General features: G+C 27.7%; 22 protein-coding genes. 20 read left to right on the plus strand and 2 right to left on the minus strand.

Annotated elements, in window-relative coordinates; all coding sequences use genetic code 11:
• Positions 1-223: GGGtGRT protein (locus tag FAY47_RS20905; RefSeq protein ID WP_243129579.1), on the plus strand; the 223-nt coding region annotated here is incomplete at its 5' end.
• Positions 224-335: 112 nt separating this feature from the next.
• On the opposite strand, the gene FAY47_RS08480 is transcribed toward FAY47_RS20905, so the two are convergent.
• Complete coding sequence (locus FAY47_RS08480; protein WP_143316269.1) at positions 336-743, minus strand: hypothetical protein; 408 nt, start codon at positions 741-743, stop codon at positions 336-338.
• 118 nt (positions 744-861) lie between these two features.
• Entirely contained in the window at positions 862-2040 is a 1179-nt protein-coding gene (locus FAY47_RS08485) for a MerR family transcriptional regulator (protein WP_143316270.1), read from the minus strand.
• 295 nt (positions 2041-2335) lie between these two features.
• Between FAY47_RS08485 and FAY47_RS08490 the strand changes: the two genes are divergently transcribed.
• From FAY47_RS08490 to FAY47_RS08580, 19 genes are all read left to right on the plus strand, one after another.
• Positions 2336-2863 carry a flavodoxin domain-containing protein gene (locus tag FAY47_RS08490; protein ID WP_143316271.1) on the plus strand — a complete coding sequence of 176 codons (528 nt, stop codon included), beginning with the start codon at positions 2336-2338 and terminating at the stop codon, positions 2861-2863.
• Between the two features lie 197 nt (positions 2864-3060).
• Positions 3061-3432 (plus strand): nuclear transport factor 2 family protein, encoded by a 372-nt coding sequence (locus FAY47_RS08495; protein WP_143316272.1) that lies wholly within the window; start codon positions 3061-3063, stop codon positions 3430-3432.
• Positions 3433-3688: 256 nt separating this feature from the next.
• Positions 3689-4141, plus strand: a complete 453-nt coding sequence (locus tag FAY47_RS08500; RefSeq protein WP_143316273.1) for a hypothetical protein — start codon at positions 3689-3691, stop codon at positions 4139-4141.
• Between the two features lie 261 nt (positions 4142-4402).
• On the plus strand, positions 4403-4828 hold the full coding sequence (locus FAY47_RS08505) for a GNAT family N-acetyltransferase (protein WP_143316274.1): 426 nt from the start codon (positions 4403-4405) through the stop codon (positions 4826-4828).
• 86 nt (positions 4829-4914) lie between these two features.
• Complete coding sequence (locus FAY47_RS08510; RefSeq protein ID WP_143316275.1) at positions 4915-5418, plus strand: AAA family ATPase; 504 nt, start codon at positions 4915-4917, stop codon at positions 5416-5418.
• A 76-nt stretch (positions 5419-5494) separates the two neighbouring features.
• Complete coding sequence (locus FAY47_RS08515; RefSeq protein WP_143316276.1) at positions 5495-6115, plus strand: CatB-related O-acetyltransferase; 621 nt, start codon at positions 5495-5497, stop codon at positions 6113-6115.
• 180 nt (positions 6116-6295) lie between these two features.
• A complete protein-coding gene (locus FAY47_RS08520; protein ID WP_143316277.1) occupies positions 6296-6844 on the plus strand; it encodes a GNAT family N-acetyltransferase in 549 nt (182 codons plus the stop codon).
• Positions 6845-7197: 353 nt separating this feature from the next.
• A complete protein-coding gene (ccpM, locus tag FAY47_RS08525) occupies positions 7198-8610 on the plus strand; it encodes a Cys-rich peptide radical SAM maturase CcpM (RefSeq protein ID WP_143316278.1) in 1413 nt (470 codons plus the stop codon).
• 73 nt (positions 8611-8683) lie between these two features.
• Positions 8684-9829: a TIGR04066 family peptide maturation system protein gene (locus tag FAY47_RS08530; protein WP_143316279.1), complete on the plus strand. Its 1146-nt coding sequence runs from the start codon at positions 8684-8686 to the stop codon at positions 9827-9829.
• A 14-nt stretch (positions 9830-9843) separates the two neighbouring features.
• Positions 9844-10095, plus strand: coding sequence for a hypothetical protein (locus FAY47_RS08535; RefSeq protein ID WP_143316280.1), 252 nt, complete (start codon positions 9844-9846; stop codon positions 10093-10095).
• A gap of 152 nt (positions 10096-10247) precedes the next feature.
• On the plus strand, positions 10248-10418 hold the full coding sequence (locus tag FAY47_RS08540; protein WP_143316281.1) for a CLI_3235 family bacteriocin precursor: 171 nt from the start codon (positions 10248-10250) through the stop codon (positions 10416-10418).
• 234 nt (positions 10419-10652) lie between these two features.
• The gene (locus FAY47_RS08545) at positions 10653-10823 is read left to right on the plus strand and encodes a CLI_3235 family bacteriocin precursor (RefSeq protein ID WP_143316282.1); all 171 of its coding nucleotides are present in this window, start codon (positions 10653-10655) and stop codon (positions 10821-10823) included.
• 108 nt (positions 10824-10931) lie between these two features.
• Positions 10932-12395 (plus strand): S8 family serine peptidase, encoded by a 1464-nt coding sequence (locus FAY47_RS08550; protein WP_143316283.1) that lies wholly within the window; start codon positions 10932-10934, stop codon positions 12393-12395.
• 335 nt (positions 12396-12730) lie between these two features.
• Entirely contained in the window at positions 12731-13321 is a 591-nt protein-coding gene (locus FAY47_RS08555) for a hypothetical protein (protein WP_143316284.1), read from the plus strand.
• 579 nt (positions 13322-13900) lie between these two features.
• Entirely contained in the window at positions 13901-15757 is a 1857-nt protein-coding gene (locus tag FAY47_RS08560; RefSeq protein ID WP_143316285.1) for an APC family permease, read from the plus strand.
• Between the two features lie 218 nt (positions 15758-15975).
• On the plus strand, positions 15976-16491 hold the full coding sequence (locus FAY47_RS08565) for a DUF4825 domain-containing protein (protein WP_143316286.1): 516 nt from the start codon (positions 15976-15978) through the stop codon (positions 16489-16491).
• Positions 16492-16610: 119 nt separating this feature from the next.
• The gene (locus FAY47_RS08570; RefSeq protein ID WP_143316287.1) at positions 16611-17180 is read left to right on the plus strand and encodes a nitroreductase family protein; all 570 of its coding nucleotides are present in this window, start codon (positions 16611-16613) and stop codon (positions 17178-17180) included.
• Positions 17181-17452: 272 nt separating this feature from the next.
• Positions 17453-18133 carry a response regulator transcription factor gene (locus tag FAY47_RS08575; protein WP_143316288.1) on the plus strand — a complete coding sequence of 227 codons (681 nt, stop codon included), beginning with the start codon at positions 17453-17455 and terminating at the stop codon, positions 18131-18133.
• Complete coding sequence (locus FAY47_RS08580) at positions 18133-19515, plus strand: HAMP domain-containing sensor histidine kinase (RefSeq protein ID WP_143316289.1); 1383 nt, start codon at positions 18133-18135, stop codon at positions 19513-19515. The genes FAY47_RS08575 and FAY47_RS08580 overlap by 1 nt, the downstream gene beginning before the upstream one ends.
• Positions 19516-19940 lie beyond the last annotated feature (425 nt).

Here is a 19940-nt window from a genome sequence, read left to right on the forward strand (position 1 = left end):
TGGTACTGGAAGAACTCTTCACCCAGATAACATGGGTGCAGGTCCAGCTTCTTACGGTATGACTGATACTATGGGAAGAATGCATTCAGATGCACAATTCGCTGGATCATCTTCAGTTCCTGCTCACGTTGAAATGATGGGTCTAATCGGAATGGGTAACAACCCAATGGTTGGAGCTACTGTTGCTGTAGCAGTTGCTGTTGAAGAAGGAATGAACAAGTAGTTTATATTAAAGGCTTTAGAGCATTTATATATTTGACTATATTGGAACTAATGTTAAGTTAGTTCGTTAAGATATAGCACACGTTATTTAGGGATAATCTAGTTGACGTGTGCTATTTTTTCATATCTTCTAGCAGATAATCACAGACTTCCTTGTGTATTCCTTGACGTTTCAAAGCTAACAATAAATACCTAGTGTTAAGTTGCCCATCAATATACGTTTGTACAAAGTTTTCATATTCCTTGTATGTAGGGCTTGCGTCAATAAATAATGAACTTAAATTCTCACCATAAAAGGCTTTTGTATTTTGTGATACTTTACCTTTTGCAATCCTGTCTTTTAATACACTTAAACCGTTAAGAATTATACTAACCTTTTGTTCTGTTATATTGTGGTCAATGACAAAATTGTAGAATGCAAATTTATCTTCTGTTACACTAGACAACATCAATTGTAGTATTTTTATTTGATATTTTAATAATTCATATTTTTCGTCTCTTGCTCCTAGCATTGTTTCCATTTAATCACCCCTATTTTAGTATAATATATTATATCAGAATGAGTAAGAAATTCTATTTTAATAGGTTACTTTTCTTAATCAGGTATGAGTATGATATAATTTTTATTCCTTTAAATTTTTAATCATTATTTTCACAATAAAACTTAAAAGATTCTCCAATAAATCTAGCTGCCCCTTTTCCATATTTTTTATCTGTAGGACTCATATCATTATCAGCGTTTTTTAGATAAAGGTCAGCTAAACCTGAAATAACTGCATTGGACTTTAAACCGGAATCTATTCTATAAAAATCATAATTTCCTTTAGTTGTTTTAGCTATTTCATTAACAATCTGCTGAATCTCTTTAGAAGTAGGGTCTTTACTTAAATCAGATGTTAAATTTACATATAGTCTATCTAATTTAGGCATCTTATCTTTAAAATGAATCTTAAAAACCTCTCCCCAGAATTTAGCTGATCCACTACCATATTTCTTATCAATTGCATCTATCCATTTTGGATCTTTAGAAAAATTTTTAGAGAGATGATACCAACGAGTGTCGCCTTTAATATCCATATTAAAAAGCTTATAATCCTTTTTAACAGTATCAGTTATTTCTTTAGTTATTTGCTGAATCTCTTCTGAAGAGGGAGCTTTAGTTAAGTCAGATAGAAGTTTTTTAAATAATTCTTTTAATTTTGGATTATTATCATTGAGAAAATCATCATAAAATTTATCCATTTCATCTGATATAGTCCTTAGCATAGGATTACTTAAGTCTTTCTTCAAAGCTTCAACATAATTTTTCATACTTCCGTAATTTTTTATAGCACCTTTAACTATTTTGTCTTCATTTGCTTTAAGGGCTTCAATCATTTCATCAAATTTATCTATACTTCCAAAGCGTTTAATAACTTTATTTTTATCTTTATTCTTATATTCTTCCCATACATTATAATATTCTGTCATATCAAATTCTTTAAAACTCATAGTATCCTCTCCCTTTATGGTTTTATTTATAAGCTTTATTAAGCCATTCAATCTATTACGCTTTATAATCAGTAGCTTTTTTTGATTTTCTAGAGCTTGCATTTTATTAAAATTGGGTTTATCCATGATTTCCTTAATCTCTTTTAGAGGTATATCAAGTTCTTTAAAAAATAAAATTTGTTGCAAGCTTTCAAGAGCTTCATCATCATAGAGTCTGTAACCTGCTTCTGTAACTGCACTTGGTTTTAACAATCCTATTTCATCATAATAATGCAGCATACGTACACTTATTCCTGTCAAATCTGAAACTTGTTTTACTGTTCTCATGATTATTCCTCCAAATATGATTTTATAGCCGTGAATACAAAGAAAATACTTTGCCGGCTATAAGTTTTGGCTTATATTTTTAAACTCTATTTTTATATTACACTATGACATGGTGTTAGAGTCAACACTTAATTATGAAGTAAATGGAAAACATAGATATTATTCTAAATAAATGGTATTATAAAGAAGTAGTAAATTATAAATTTAAGTCAATGAATATTATTAAAGGTGTGAAAATCTTGGGAGCGTGGATAATACACAAATGAAAATTAATATGTATATATAGGGGTGAATAATGAAAACAATAGTAATTTATAAGTCCAAAACAGGGTTTACCAAAAAATATGCAGAGTGGATTGCAGAAGAATTGTCAGCTGATATTTTTAATATATCAAAAGTTAATATCAATATGCTTGATAAATATGATACCATAATTTATGGTGGTAGTTTGTATGCAGTTGGTATTATTGGCGTAAATTTAATTACAAAAAACATTAATAAATTAAAAGGAAAAAAGATAGTGGCTTTTGCTACAGGAGCATCACCTTTAAGAGATGAAGTTATAAATGAAGTTAGAGATAAGAACTTTACTACAGAACAACAAAAATATATCAAGTTTTTCTATCTAAGAGGTGGTTTTAATTATAACAAACTAAATCTTTTTGATAAATTTCTTATGACATTATTAAAATTGAAAATAAAAAATAAAAAGAAGGAAGAGTTATCATCTGACGAAATAGGTATGCTTGCTGTGTATAATAGGCCAGTAGATTTTACAGATAAGAAGAATATAGATAAAATAATAACTTATGTTAATTCATAGATAAGTATTTGCTCCCTTGTTAAAATTATCATAGTAATTTTAACAAGGGAGCATTGTTATATGAATAATAATAAATTAAGCAGGAGGTGGAAAAAGTACTTTACACATGATTTAAAGATAAGCGAATATGCTAATAGAGTTATACATATAAGTAAGTAGGATTAGTTAAAAAATTATAAGATGGGAGGTTGGTATGGATGAAAGAAAGAGAGCAAGTTATTAAGAATTACTTTCAATCTTGGATAAGTAATGATTGCAAAATATTAAGGGAGATTTTTGATACAGAAATAATATATAGTGAATGTTATGGCCCAGAATATAGAGGAATAGAGGTTGTTACAAAATGGTTTAAGGATTGGCATAAGCGAGGAGTTGTGTTTTCATGGGATATAAAGCAATTTATTCATTCGGCCAATATAACTGTAGTCGAATGGTATTTTAAATATAAGTATGATGAGAGTATTGAGGAGTTTAATGGTGTATCGCTTATTGAATTTGATGAAGGTAAACGTATCATAAGCTTAAAAGAATTTCAATCAAAAATCCCACATTATTACCCTTATGATTAATATGGTAATATTCCAAAGAATATATATTCTTGTATGGTAATATTCTTCAGAATATGCTGCGAAAATGCGGGTTAAGAGGAACTTGAATGAAAATATAATAAAATTTAAGCTATTTAGCTTAAAAAGAAAAAAGAAATATGTATATGCAAATGAGCTAGTTAATTTACTGGTTCATTTTTTTATTCCTACTACCAAATTCGACAAGAAAAGCTAAATGTTTTATACTTATAGTATATTTTTTTACTGGAGGAATGCAATGGATATATTTGATCAAATGATATTATATTTTAAGTTTTTTTGTGCTATTTTTATTATAACTACGATACTAAATAAATTATTGTTTAAAGATTTAAACGCAAATGATGGATATTATTATACTAGTAAGGAAATTCAAGAATCAAATGAAAGGCTTAGAAAGAGCATTTTAATAATTAAAGGTATTAGTTGTTTTTTTACAGTTTCAATAGGTATAATTGGACTTTTTATAGTTGTAGCTTCTTTGGGATTTGCTGGAGCAGGTGGTAATTCTGGCGGTGGATCAAGTTATTCATCAGAAGATAATAACATACATCATGTAAGACCAAATGATGTACAGGATTATTATAGACAGGATGGTACTCATGTTGATGGATATCATAGAGGTGGAGATGAAGGCTATTATAGAAGTAATCCAGATGGAAGAACAGATAATAATCTGAACTCTCGTTAAATTACAAGCTTTATGAGAAGAAATATACAAATTGTTAAGTTAATATATTAGAGAATTAGGGATGCATACATCTAGTGGTGAAATAAGAACTACGATGTATGTCTTTTTTTATGGAAAATCATAAAAAATGTGAAGCTAAAGGATAGAGTGAGGCTAGTTTTGGTTTCATTATGTGGTAAAATTAGTTAATGGATATAAAATAATATAGAAGTATATTTTGGTTGAAGTAATTATCGCTAAAGTTTTTGGAGGAAAATTTATATGAGCAAGTATATTATAAGAGAAAGTAAAAATGAAGAAGCAGATTTAATTGTTGATAAGATAGTTGAATACAATTTATCAAAAGTGCCACTAAAACAGGAAATTGATTTTTTGTGGATAAATAGAGTTATTGAGGACATGGATGGAGAGATTGTTGCTGGAATACTTAGCAAGATGTATTGCTGGAATTGTTTGTATATAGATACATTATGGGTTAAGGAAGAGTATAGAAAAGACGGGCTAGGTTCTAAATTATTAAAAGAGATTGAAAAGGCCGCAAAAGAAAAAGGATGCCACTTAATTCATTTAGACACCTTTGATTTTCAAGCTAAGGACTTTTATCTAAAGTATGGGTACGAGGTATTTGGAATATTAGATGAGTGTCCAGAAGGTCATAAAAGATATTATATGAAAAAGAATATTTAAGCAGTAGGGAATTAATAAAATTATTATACAAATAATGAGTCGTTTTTATAAAGCAATTGTGATTAAAATTATAGGAGAGTAAAGTGATGAAAAATCTTATTTTTATAAATGGAACTATGGGGGTAGGAAAAACAGCAACAAGCAAAGAATTGCAGAAAATGTTACCTAATTGCGTTTTTCTTGATGGTGATTGGTGCTGGGATATGTCTCCCTTTATTATAACGACTGAAACCAAAAAGATGGTTGTAGATAATATTAGTTACATCTTAAATAATTTCATTTTATGTTCAGAATATGAAAATGTTATTTTTTGTTGGGTAATGCATGAGCAAGCCATTTTTAATGATGTATTATCTAGACTGAAGAAAGATGATTGTACATTATATAAATTTTCTCTTGTATGCTCAGAACAATCATTAATTGCACGAATTACAAAGGATATTAAAGAAGAGGTAAGGAAGAAAGATGTTATTGAAAGAAGTGTGCCAAGATTAAAAAACTATTTTGAAATGGATACAGAAAAAATTGATGTAAGTGAGATTTCTGCTAAAGAAACAGCAGAAATAATATATAAGTATATAATACATTAACTATAATTATTATATTAAGATCTTATAAAGCCATTAAAAAACTAAGAGAATCTTTTTATTTATGTAGGAGGAAGCTATGAATAAGGATAAGGTTTATCCAAGAACAGGTGACAAAGAGACGGTATACTTAAAGTCAACTATTACAAAGCCTAATATTACTGTTGGGGATTATACTATGTATAATGATTTTGTAAATGATCCAACAAAGTTTGAAACTAACAATGTTTTATATCATTACCCAATTAATGATGATAAATTAATAATTGGTAAGTACTGTTCTATTGCTTGTGGTGCAAAATTTATGTTTACTTCTGGAAATCATAATATGAATTCACTTTCAACTTACCCATTTCCAATTTTTTATGAAGAATGGGAGTTAAATGGTGTTGATATAAAAAATGCGTGGAATAATAATGGAGATATTGTAATAGGAAATGATGTTTGGATTGGTTATGAAGCAGTAATAATGCAAGGAGTTCATATAGGTGATGGTGCAATAATAGGAACGAGGGCTGTTGTAACAAAAGATGTTCCTCCATATACAATTGTAGCAGGAGTACCTGCTAAAGAGATTAGAAAACGCTTTTCTAAAGATATAGTAGCAAAATTATTAGAACTCAAATGGTGGAATTGGGATGATGAAACTATTCAAAGAAATCTACCTAATATTATGAAGGGAAATGTTAATGGATTTTGAAACTTGTTTTAATATATATCAATCAATTTTGATGGAAGGTGCTTTGGGAGGAAGGCTAAAACTAGAATTTAACATTTATAAAATCTTAAGAGGATGTGTGGTACTGACAATACTTATATTGAGGAAATAGCAAAAAGGTGAAAGCAAGATCAATTGAATATTATGCTACTGGAGGAAAAGATGGTTGTTGAAGAGAAAAGAATAGAATGTAAAAACATAAACTGGATACTTCGTTGTCCAACAAAATATGATGCAATGGAATTATCCAAACTAAGAGTTAAAATTGATGGAGAAACAGAAAATCTTGATAGAGAATCTGGTGAAGGGTTACTAACACCCGAAGATTTTGAAGAACTTATTTATGAAGATTCAATAGATGAAAAGCATATGTTTTTAGTTGCAGAAGTAGAAGGTAAAATTGTTGGGTTTACTCGTTGTGAAGGAAGTAAGTTGAGTAGATTCAGACATAAAGCAGAGTTTGGAATATGTATATCTAAAGAATACTGGGGATATGGAATTGGTAAAGTAATGATAGAAAATATCTTGATGTGGGCAGATACTGCTGGAATTAAGAAAATTTCATTAAGTGTAGTACAAACAAATAAAAAGGCAATTCATTTATATAAAAAATACGGATTTGTAGAAGAAGGAGTATTAATAAATGACCGTATCCATAAGGATGGGAATTATTACAATACCGTTATGATGGGAAGAATATTAGATAAGTAAGTACTAGAAACTAAAATAGAAAACAACATGTTAAGCTAAGTGTTTTTTTATATTATACAAAAAAATAAATTAATGAGCCTATATTTTTTAGGCTCATTTTTATTTTAAAGAATTAATTTAAATTAGCAATTAGAAGATAACTGATTAATGAATATTGTATTTAGAGTTATAGTCAAATGTAAAAAATGTGGATTAAAATGTAATATATTTAAATTTATTTGATTTTACGATCAAATTTTTGCATTTAAGGAAATATGTGTTTATTTTAATTGGATATTATGAGAACATATAATTGAAATTGAGTTAATAATTGTAAAAACAAGAGATATTAAAAAAACATTGGGGGAGGTAACATGGAAAAGCCATTTATTCATTTATTATCATCAATTAATGGTTTTTATTTCTATGATGTAAATAGAAATGAGATTGTAAATGTTGATAAAGACGTTTATGACTTTTTGATAAAGTTATTAAATGATGAAGAAGTTATACCAAATAAAGAAGTAAAAAACAAGGTTAGTGAATTAAAGGAAAATAATTATTTGTCAAGCAATACTATAAAGGAAATTAAGCATCCTGAAAGTGATAAATTAGAATATCATCTAGATAGACATATTGATCAAATTACGCTTCAGGTAACTCAAAATTGTAATTTGAGATGCTCATATTGTGCCTATTCTAAGTTTGATAATTTAAGTCAAAGAAATCGTTCTAATAAGGATATGACAATAGAAACTGCAAAAAAAGCTGTTGATTTTTTACTTCAACATTCTAGCGATAGTGATAAGGTTGTTATTTCATTTTATGGTGGAGAACCTTTATTGAAATTTAACTTTATTAAGGAAGTAATTTCATATGCACAAGAAAACTTTATTGGAAAAGAGTTGAGTTTTGCGTTAACTACAAATGCTACATTATTAACTGAAGAAATAATGGAATACTCAATAAATAATAATCTTGACATAATGATAAGCTTAGATGGACCAGAAGAAATACATGATTTAAATAGAAGATTTGCGGATGGAACTGGTTCATTTATGAAAATAGTAGAGAATTTACAGAAATTAAAGAATAAGTACGGTGATGAGCTTAAGAATATTTTAAGAATTAACACAGTAATGGATCCTAAAAATGATTTGGATAAAATGAATACTATTTTTGAAAATGAAATTTTTAAAGGTTTACCTGTTAGTTCAGTTATTGTTGAAAATTTTTTCTCCAATGAGCAAACAGTTTATTCAAATAAATTTCTTGAAAAATATTTCTATCAAATATTTATTGGAATTTTAGACTTAATTGGGGCAGTTAAAGATTTAAATACATATCCATTAATTGCGAGTGTAATTAATGCTATTTATACCTTTGAAGAAAATATGACTGTAGCTAAAGGGCTTCCAAAAGTTGGGGCTCCAGGTGGTCCATGCGTACCAGGTAAAAGAAGATTGTTTGTAGCTGTTGATGGTGAATTTTTTCCTTGTGAAAAAGTTAGTGAAGTTTCTAAAGTTATGAATATAGGAAACCTAGATAATGGATTTGAAGTAAAAAAGGCAGATGATTTGTTAAATATAGGACGATTGACTCCGGTAGAGTGTAAAAAGTGCTGGGCTTTTAGAAAATGCAATATATGTGCTAGAAAACTCGAAAAGGAAGGAAAGTTATCTGGGGATGAAAAGTTATCAATGTGTGGAGATGTTAGGGCATCTGTAGAAGAGGATTTGAAAAAATTCATTTTACTTAAAGAATGTAGAACAATTTATAAAATATAATTAGAGAAAAAATATTATGGGAGGAAATACATTTTAATAAAACATTAGTTTATTTTATGTATAATACAAGTTTATGAAGAAAAAAGTTTTAATTTATCCATTTTCAAATAAGTTTTTTCCGGTAATGAAAGAACTTATTAATAAAACAGATGAATATGAAATTATGTCTGTGGTAACTCCAAAAACTTGGTTTTTAGTTAAAGAAAACAATGATGTAAGTGAAATTAATAACAGTAACTATTTGGGGATTGCAATATCTAATAATTTCATAGAAGAAATAGAAAAATGCGATACAGTTATAATTGCTGATTGTAATAATGAAAAGATAATGTATAGCGATATAGTAAGTAAAATTAGAACTAGCATTAAATTTAATAAAAATGTTATATGCTGTTTTAAATTAGAGGATAAAGATATTTTACAAATAAATGAATTAAGCAAAAAAAGTAATGTTAAGTTTGAATATTTAAATGAAGTAGATAAAAGTCTTGAAGGGATAGAGACACTGGAACAAGATAAGGTGGACATTTATTCAAGAATATACAAGCCTGATTCACCAGTTGTTTTTATAGGAAAATTGATAGATGAATTAGAGTCAACATTTAGTTTGGTTTCTATTTCTGAAAATTATAAAAAGGAAGGATATAATGTTGTAACAATTAGTTTAAATAGTAATTGTAGAATGCTAGGCTATTTAGCTTTTCCTAATTTTATATTTGAGTTAAATATTTCAGTAGAAAAGAAAATATTTTTGTTTAACTATTATATACAGGAAATAGAGAAAAGATACAGACCAGATCTTATTGTTGTTCAATTGCCTGGTGGAATGATGAAATATTCAGATATTATTACTAATGGCTTTGGAGTTTATCCATATTTAATTTCACAAGCTCTTTCAAGTGATTATTTTGTTTTAGTTACTCCTTTTAGTGAAATGGAGGAAGAGTTTTATGAAAGCTTAAGTGAATGTTTTTGGCATCGTTTTGGATTTAAAATTAATGTAATAAATATGTTAAATACAACATTGGATGTTGCTTATTCAATAGAACAACATAAAGTTGATTTGGATTGCTTGCCAGTGAAAAATGTAGATGAAATTATTTTAAAGAAATTTCAAAATTCCAAGATATCGGTATTTAATCCGTTAAATGACATGGATTGTGAAAAGATGTTTAGAAATTCTGTTTCTATATTAACAAGTTATGTTAGCATAGTGTAGCTGGAGGTACTTATATGGAAAATATAACAGAAGAAATTATTAAAATTCTAAATTTTGTAAAGCCACAAAAAGAATTATACATTGAAGAAAATTTTGATACTCCTTTGACAGGGAAAATGCTATTTTCATCAGTTGATATGGTGTATGTTTTTTTAGAAATTCAGAAACATTTTAATATTAAATTAGGAGCTGAGGATCTAGAAAATTATAAGTTCAATTCAATTAATGGAATTAGAGATATTGTTTTTAATGCTTTGAAATTTTAATAAACTTAATAATTGGTTGCAAGATGTCATCTGCTTAGAAGATTATTTTTCCTATAGTAGTTGAAAATCTTTCAATATATAATTTGAAAACTAAGTTTAAGACTTAGTATTTCAAATCAAGTTAAGCAATATAAAGAAAGGGGGAATAATACATGAAAAAGCTAGGTAAAAATAATATGGTTGAATCTAACACAATACAAGCATATTCGTACAAGTGTGGATGTTACTGTTATTGTGGATGTCAAGCATGGTATCACCCATCATCTGCAAGCAATGCAACAAAGGAAGCACTTAGTTATGCTGCAACACTTAATGAACATTAATTTTTATTAAACCAAAGGATGTTATTTATAATAACATCCTTTGGTTTAATACCTATAATATTTCAGGGAAGTTTTTAATGCTTTGAAATTTTAATAAACATAATAATTGTTTGTAAGATATCACCTAATTAGAATGGTATTTATTCTATAGTGGTTAAGAATCTTTCAATATATGATTTGAGAATTAAATGTTTCAAGTCTAAAATTAAGCTATACAGAAGGGGGGGATAACATATGAAGAAGTTACTTAAAAATAATGTGAATGAATCTAATACAATACAAGCATATATTGGACAATGTTCATGTAGATGCTATTGTGGCTGTCAAGCTTGGTATCATCCATCATCTGCAAGCCATGCAACAAAAGAAGCGCTTAGTTATGCGGAAACATATTTTGAGATCTAATTTATATTAGACAGAAAGAGGTTATTTATGAATAATCTCTTTCTGTTTAATTATTAGAGTAGAAATACTAATAAGTTAAGTATTATTTTAGGAGATTATATTTTTATTATGAAGATTGCGATAATTGATGATGGAGTTAATATATCAGATTTATATTTTGAGGAAATAGAACAAAACTTAATAGTAGATGATAGTTTGAAAATTTCAAGAAGGCAAGATGAATCAAATAAAATATCACATGGAACTGTTTGTGCAGCAATTATTAAAAAGTATGCTAAAGAGTCTAGTATTATTAGTATCAAGATTTTAGATGAAGTAACCAGAAGAGGAAATTGTAATAAGTTATGCAAAGCTATTGAATGGTGTTTGGAAAATGGCATTAATATAATTAATTTAAGTAATGGAAGTACATATTATGGTGATTTTGAAAAGTTAAGAAAGGTGTGCAATAAAGCATTTGACAGGGGAGTATATATTACTGCAGCTAAAAATAATAATGGTGCATTTACTATACCTGCATGTTTGCCAAATGTATTAGGTGCTAGATGTCAAAATGAAATTATTACAAGAATATTTTTTTATAATAGATATAAAAGAATACGTATGCAAAAAAATACATATGATGGAATTGAATTTTTGGTAAATAGTATACATAAACTTACTAAAAGGAATGGAGAGATATATTTTACTGAAAGATGTAACAGTTTTGCTAATGCTTATTTTACTGCGTGTGTACATAATGTTTTGAAAAAATATGAAAAGTCTGGTTTTTACGGTAAGACAACAAATAGATTCAATCTAATAAAATATAATATTGTTGGAAAAAGATTTTATAATAAAGAATGGTGCAATATATTAAGAGATGTAAGCTATCTAACACATGCTTATATCTTAGATATGTCAAAGAATATTTTTACTGATTATCTATTTTTTGATTTTAAATATTTAAATAGTTATTTAGAATTTACAAAAATAGATGATAATCAGTTTGATGTAATAATAATATTTGATAATTATAATAAAACTTATATAAAGAATATTCAAGATTGTATAAAAAGTAAAATAGATAATATTCGCTCCGTTGTTTTATGTGGAGCTGTATCCAATCAAATGAGAAGATTCCTTAATAAAAATAACATTATGTTTTGGTGCGAAGAAAATTATAACAAATTAGAGACTAAAAAGTATAAAAAAGCCAGTGTTCCTATTATATACTTTACAGGAGATAAAAAGAATGTCATAGGGATAATAAATGAAATTAAAAATTTATTTTGCTCAGATGGATACTATGCTATTAAGGCTTCGAGTTATGAATTTTCGTATTTATATGGATTTTATTATTTTTCTGAAGGAAAAGAATATTACAATTACTTACAAAATATTGAAAGCAAGTATTCTCCTGATATTATTCTTGTTGCAATAGATTATAATAGAGTTGAAATAGAAGATGATGTCTTAATAAAAGTTAATGATGACTTAAATTATGAAGTTATCGTCAATGCTAATGAAGAGATATATGCAGTTGATGCTAGTGAAGTATATGAAAGTATATTGAATTATTATTCTGTATAAAATTATACTTGGATATTCAGTTTTGTTAGTTATTAGAATTCATAAACAATAAGGTTAAGTCACAGTTGATAAATTTCAGTTATAGACAATAAGGTTGTATTAAAAGTTGTGAACTAAGAAAGGATTTTTTTAATTCACAACTTTTTTGTTATGCAAAAAAGAAAATGTTAAACATAGAAATTGCAAAAAGATAAAATGTGAAAAGAAATTAAGGGAATTTTGTTAGTTATTCAAAAAAAGAGTGGTTTTGTATAAAAATAGTCAATTAATTGGTGACATATTCCAATAATAGGTATATAATATAGTTGTAAGCAATAAGGAGAGGGGCAGGTGTGATGAGTATTGATGATGAAATAAAAAGCACGATTATAAATGAAGTTTTTCAATTGTTTTCACAAGAAAAGTTTCAAGAAGGTAGAATATTACTACATAGAATGTATTTAAAGTATTACAATAAAATTACTATTCTTCATACCAAGCGGATTTTGATTCACAACCTAGCGTGGGTTGAAGATGAGCTAGGAGAAGTTGATAGTGCTAAAATACATATTAAGATGATTAGAGACGAAATAGAAAATGACATCGATTATATATATAGCAATATGTTAGACTATTGTTTAATTTTAAATCTTTATTGTGAGATATTTAAAGATGAAATAAGTATTGATGAATATAAAGAAATTAATATTTTTATTGCTAATTATCATCATGAATCTGGAAGTATAGGAAGAGAATATATTTCATTAACTAATGTATATAAAGTTGATAAGAGATGGGATGACATTCTTTCATTAATTAAAACTTTAGTAGAATTTAATGAAAATGAATATTTTATAAATGAAATACTAGAAGAACTAGCAAAAAATGATATGGAAGCTTTTAATAAAGGAAAAAAGTTATTGAATGGAGGTGAGGGTAATGTTTAATTTATTATTTGGTTTAGTTGGTCTAGCAAAAGATATGTGGGGATAAATTTAAACCTAAATATCATAACAAATTAAGAGGATTAGGTATAAGAAGCCTAGTCCTTTTACTTTACATAAAATTAGCTAAAGGAATTGGTAGGTGAGAAGAATAAATATAAGGAAAGCTAATGAAATGGATGCAGAAAAGTTTTTAGATATGTTAAAACAATTAGATACAGAGACAAAATATATGTTATTTTGAAGAAGTTGGATTCAAAAAAGAAGGACTGAAGGAGAAGGCTATGATATATAAAATTAATAGGATTATGAATATAAGTGGTCACATTAATGATAAAATATTTGATTATTTGGACAAACAGTCTTATAATATTTTTGAATTAATGGAATAGTTACAATTTTATTGAAAAAAATGTATTTTTTTGAGGAAAGGCTCGTGATAATTTTATGCATAAAAGATTTTAATGAAGTAATTTAAAATAACAAAAACAAAGTATAAAATTTATTTATGTCTTAGTACATTAGGAGTATTAAAAATATGTCTTTTATGGCATATAGAGATAGCAGAAAGGGGAACAAAAAATGCTTCAAAAATTTATGGACATATTAATAGGGGAGCCTTTAGCAAATGAACAGGGGGCTCAAGAAAAATATAATGTTCCATTTGGACTAGCTATTATGGCAAGTGATGCGGTTTCATCTGTTGCTTATGCTGCAGAAGAAATTCTTTTGTACTTAGTTCCAGCAATAGGCCTATTAGCATACAACTGGTTAACATGGGTATCATTAGCTATAATAGGACTGCTTGTGATTCTTACAATTTCATATATTCAAATTATAAGAGCTTATCCACAAGGAGGAGGAGCTTATATTGTTGCAAAGGAAAATCTAGGGGTAAAACCAGGACTTATAGCTGGAAGTGCTTTATTAATAGATTATATTCTGACAGTTGCAGTAAGTGCTAGTGCAAGTGTAGCTGCCATAACTTCAGCTTTTCCTCAATTAGATTCATATAAAGTAGCAATAGTTATAATACTTATTGCAGTATTAACTATCCTGAATCTAAGGGGAATAAGTGAATCGTCTAGAATATTTAGTGTACCTACATATATTTTTATTTTTAGTATGATTTTTATGATTCTATATGGGTTATTTAAATATTTCATTTTAAATGTTCCTCCAAATCAATTGGTTGATCCAATTAAAAGTGGAGAAATGATGGAGAACTTAAGTATATTTCTAATTTTGAAGGCCTTTTCTTCAGGATGTTCTGCATTGACAGGACTTGAAGCTGTAAGTAATTCAGTACCTAACTTTAAGAAACCTTCACAGAAAAGTGCAAAAACTGTAATGATATTATTAACTTCTTTAATATTATTTATATTTGGAGGAACATCTTTTCTTGCTAGATTCTATCAAGCTGTTCCTCTGCAGGAAGGACCAACTGTAGTGTCACAACTTGCATATGGAGTATTTGGCAGTGGGATAATGTTTTATGTTATTCAGTTTAGTACAGCAATAATACTTTTAATGGCATGTAATACTGCTTTTACAGGTTTTCCTATGTTGATGTATGTAGTTGGAAAGGATGGATATGCACCTAGACAATTTACTATAAGAGGAAAGAGGCTAGGATTTACTTTTGGTATTTTAGCACTTTCTTGTGTGGCATGTTTCTTAGTATTTATATTCAAAGCAGATACACATCTTTTAATACCTCTCTATTCTGTTGGGGTATTTATATCATTTACACTGGCACAATCAGGAATGGTTATGCATTGGAAGAGTGCTAAGGAAGATGGCTGGAAATATCGTGCTTGTATTAATGGATTTGGAGCAATAGTTACTTTAATTACTACTGGAATTATTGCGTCCGAAAAGTTTTTTGATGGTGCTTGGATAGTTATTTTGCTTATACCTAGCATTATGTTTGTTATGTTAAAGGTTCATAAACATTATGAGCATGTTGCTTCAGGACTTAGAATTAGTGAAAGAGCTTTAAAAGAAGTGGATTTTAAAATAAAGTATTATCATTTAGTGATAGTACCTATAGCTAGCTTAAATAGGGCAACAATAGGAGCTCTGCAATATGCCCAAAGTATAAGCGATAATGTAATAGCATTAAATATTTCAACCGACAAAATAGCTATGGAAAAGTTAAAGTCTAAATGGGCATTGCTTGATACAGATATATTATTAGTATCTAAATATTCTCCTTATAGAGCAGTAGTAACGCCTATTTTAAATTACATAGATCAGATTTCAAAGGCGGCAATAGATAATGAAAGAATAACTGTAGTGTTACCAGAATTTGAAACTCATGAAAAGTGGGGAAGTATATTGCATAATCATACTGGTTTTTTCTTAAGAGAAAGTTTGCTTAGAAAAGATAAGATAGTAATTGCTACTTTTCCTTATCATTTAGGAGATGCAGAATAGAATAAAATGAAAAATATATAATAAAAAAACACTTTATAGGATAGATTAAAAAGTCTGCTTATTGAGTGTTTTTATTAAAGTATAGAACTCTGTAATGATACCAATTTTAGAGTATATAGATGAGATTGCTAAGGAAGTAAGAGAAAATATCTATATAAATCATTACATTTTATTGGATAATGAGATATAATTACTATATGGTATAAAAGGAGGGATATATGGAAAATAAGTTCAAAATTCTTATTTTGGTAGTTTTAGTAGTATTATTAAATTTAACAGCTTGTGAGGATAATACTAAAAATATAATAGATGAAAGAGTTAGTACAATTTCTAAAGTTAGATTAGAAGATTTAGATGATTATAAAGATACATGTGTTGGGAATAATAGTGCTATAGGAGATATATTGCAAAAGTTACCTGCAAATATTTATAATGATGGATTTTCCTTAAAGACTGAAAAAGAGCCATATGGAATAATGGTAAATTATGATGCCAATCATAGTTTGGGTAGAGAGGATTATAATGATTTTTGGAGTGATAAAAATCCAAGTGAGTTTTTAGAGAAAAATGCAGTAGTTCTTTTAGCTCTTATAAAAAATGTTGAAGAGATAGAGTTCAAGGTGAAAAATATTGAAGGGGAAGTCTATAAGTATAATAGAAAAGAATTAGAAAAAAAATATGGTGAGGATTTAAAAGAACTTTTAAAAGATCAAGCTTCATTTGAAAAAGTTTAAACAAATCTTTTTTGAATGCCCTACAATTTGAAGTGAAGAAATTCAAATTGTAGGGCACAGTTTATGTTATAATTTATGGTAAATGGGAAAATTATTTATATAAGTGTTGGAGGAATATCATGGATACTATAAAAACTATTTTATCTAGAAGAACCGTACGAAAGTTTAAACAAGATAAAATTGAAAGAAAAACCTTAGAAAGTTTGATTAATGGAGCTAGGTTAGCACCTTCAGGCGGAAATTTACAGCCATTGAAATACATAATTGTAGATAAGGAAGAGGAAGTTAAAAAAATATATGAAAATGTAGCTTGGGCTAAATATTTAGGAGAGAACTTTAAACAAAATGAAGATGAAAGACCAACTGCGTTTATTGCAGTTTTAGTAGATACAGATATAAAAAAGAATGGATATGAGATTGATTTAGGGGCTGCTGTAGAAAATATATTGCTAGGAGCTTATAGTGAAGGAATAGGTACTTGTTGGATGGGGGCAATTAATAAAAAAGAGATTAGTAAAATCTTAAGAATTCCAGATAGATTTTTATTAAATACAGTAATAGCTTTAGGGTATAAAGGGGAATTTCCTACAACTGTAGATACAGAAGATTCTATTATATATTATAAAGGTGAAGATGGAGAACTTTGCGTTCCAAAAAGAAAACTTGAAGATATAATTTTAGAATTTTAGAAAATAAGACTACTATATTTTTTGATTATAGTTACAAAAAAATATGGTAGTTTTATTTTTTTACTTCAAAAAAAGTTTTTATCCCTTAGACAAAGGTAAAACTTCAGAGTTAAAGAGGCTGGGTTTGTTCTTTTGTTTTATTATGATTGAATTTATACTAGATTGACACACTATTGAATTTTTTCTAGTATATAATGCAAGAATAGGACGGTTTGTATTATAATATAAAGATAACTTGCATAATTATGCATTGATAATTAGAGGTGATATGATTGGCAATAAAAATATATCTTGTAGAAGATGAAAAGAACTTAAACGTTTTACTTAAAAAATATTTAGAACTAGAAGGATATGAAGTGACAACCTTTTCTGAAGGAAGCTCTGCAATGAAAAGGATTAATGATATGCCGGATCTTTGGATATTAGATATAATGCTTCCGGATATAGATGGTTATGGACTTATAAAAGCAATAAAATCAAAAAATAAAAATACACCAGTTATATTTATGTCTGCAAGAAATGAAGAGCTTGATAGGGTTGTGGGTCTTGAACTTGGAAGTGATGATTATTTATCGAAACCTTTTTTGCCAAGGGAGCTTGTTATAAGAACTAATAAGCTTTTGGAAAGGCTGAAAATAAAGGAAATAAAAGAAGTGGTTAATGAAAAAGAATTTGAAGTAGAAGGGTATAAAATTAATAAAAAACAGAGAACAGTATTTGAAGATGGCCAAAAAGTTCAATTAACCAATAAAGAATTTGAACTACTAAATTATTTTATCGATAATAAAAATAATTTATTATCCAGAGAGCAGATTTTAATTACTGTTTGGGGAAATGATTATTTTGGCTCTGATAGAGTAGTTGATGATACTATTAGAAGACTTAGAAAAAAGATGGAAGGATTAATGATTGAAACTGTATATGGATATGGTTACAAGTTGGTTATAGTGTAATGAAAAAGTTAAAATTTAAGTCATTAACAATAAGAATATGGATTACATTCACAAGTGCAATATTAATAATTGTAACTTGCATTTCATTACTATATCTTTTTGCTTTTAGAAAAATCGATGAAAAATCTAAAGCCCATGATTTAATGGTATCCCATAATGCAGTATTGGAAAACGATGGTTTTGTTCAACCAAATAGATTTAATGAAGTTAAAAGTCTTAAAGATAGTAAGCATTTTATTTTAGAATTTAGGGATAATGTACCTAGGATAGCAGATATAAGTCCAGGAGGAGGATTACATCCAGTGCCACCTATAGGTGATGAAAATAGGGTTAAAGCATGGATGTGCGGATTTGCTAAAGAAGATAATATGGAGGCAGAAAAATTTAAAGAATCTTATGGCAATAGTAGTTATATATTTATAATAACTTCAATTAAGAGAGAAGGAGCTACAAAGGCTTATGTAATATCGTATGTTCCCAATAAGCAAGATTATAGCATAGTGTATACAATACTTATAATAGGGGCTATATTCATATTTATTGGATTTTTTATAGCAAGAGTAATTGCAAATTATATTTCGAGGCCACTTAAGGAACTTGAAGGTTATACTATGAAAATAGCTAATAAGGATTGGAAGGATGCTATAAGAATTGAAAGTGATGATGAAATTGGCAGATTGGCTGATTCTATGAATGCTATGAGAAAAGAATTAAAACGTGCTGATGAAGAAGAAAAGATGTTCTTACAGAGTATATCTCATGATTTAAAGACACCTGTTATGGTAATTATGAGCCATGCAGATGCAATAATAGATGGTGTTTATGTAGAGTCAGTTGAAAAAACCGCTGAAATTATAAGAGATGAAGCAATTAACCTTGAAAAAAAAATTAGACAAATACTTTATCTAAATACACTTAATTATGTTATGGAAAGCAATAAGGAAGTTTCAGAAATTAATTTGAAAAATTTATTATTACATATAGTTAGTAGATTTGAAGTTGTCAATAGTAAAATAGAATGGGATTTAGATATAGAGGATGCAGTTATTTATGGAAATGTAGATCAAATACAAGTTTCTATTGAAAACATAATAGAAAATGGATTAAGATACGTTAAAAATATAATTGCCATAAATTTGAAAAAGGATGAGTCTTTTGTTGTATTAGAAATATATAATGATGGACCTAATATAAATAACCAACATATAGAACATATTTTTGATAATATGTATAAAGATAAAACAGGAAATTTTGGGCTTGGGCTAGCTATTACTAAAAAAGTTATAAATTATTATGGTGGAGAAATAAAAGCTGTAAATAGAGAAAATGGTGTAAGTTTTATAATTGAACTACCTATAGTAAAAAAAACAACTAGCATGTAATTATGCTGGTTGTTTTTTATATCTTGTTAGTTGGGGTTAAATTTAAAATGATTTATTCGTAGATAATGAATAGAATTTTAGCTTTGTACATCTGAATTTTGAATTATTTAAAGTAAAACTACACCTAGTGTGTCAGTATAAGTAATTTAGTGGAATAAAGAGAATTAAAGAGAACTATAAGAATTATTAGTAAATATGGAGACTTGATCTATAGGCCAAAGAAATATATATGTTAAGATAGAGTTCGTCCTAGGGAGACATGAAAAACGTAAATTTGAATTGATGATTCAAAAAAAGTTGACATGTAGTAAATAGGGTGATATGATAAGAAGGTCGCTTGAGGGCGATAAAGAAAATGGTCTTTGAAAATTGAACAGATATAAATAAGTTAAAAACCAGCAATTCTTTTAGAGTAAGTTTTTTGA

It is taken from the genome of Clostridium sp. HBUAS56017 (assembly GCF_007115085.1).
GTDB lineage: Bacteria > Bacillota > Clostridia > Clostridiales > Clostridiaceae > Clostridium > Clostridium cibarium.